The sequence below is a fragment of the Pollutimonas rozaliensis genome (assembly GCF_048751585.1).
Classification (GTDB): domain Bacteria; phylum Pseudomonadota; class Gammaproteobacteria; order Burkholderiales; family Burkholderiaceae_B.
This window is the reverse complement of the sequence record NZ_JAZHOB010000190.1, coordinates 1-261: the sequence shown is the minus strand read 5'-3', so window position 1 is coordinate 261 and position 261 is coordinate 1. Positions and strand designations below refer to the sequence as shown.

The window sequence follows — 261 nt, the reverse complement described above, 5'->3', positions numbered from 1 at the left end:
CCAGCAGAACCCGGTGTTCGTCTATAAGCTGGTATGCGCCGGCACCGTGGAGGAGCGCATCCTCGACCTGCAGGCGCGCAAGGCCGATCTCGCCGCCTCGATCCTTGAGGGTGGCGCCGAGCACAAGAGCGACGGCCCGCTGTTCGACGAGGAGGATCTGGCGCTGCTCTTTGCCCCGGTGGTTTAGATACCATCTCTCATAGGCGGCCACAAATGTCCCATCAGGCAGTTTGTGGCCGACAACTACCCCACCCAACCGGC

General features: G+C 63.2%; 1 protein-coding gene. It reads left to right on the top strand.

Features of this window, described 5'->3' with window-relative positions; all coding sequences use genetic code 11:
• Positions 1 to 187: hypothetical protein (locus tag V0R37_RS22525; RefSeq protein WP_420376612.1), on the top strand; the 187-nt coding region annotated here is incomplete at its 5' end.
• Positions 188 to 261 lie beyond the last annotated feature (74 nt).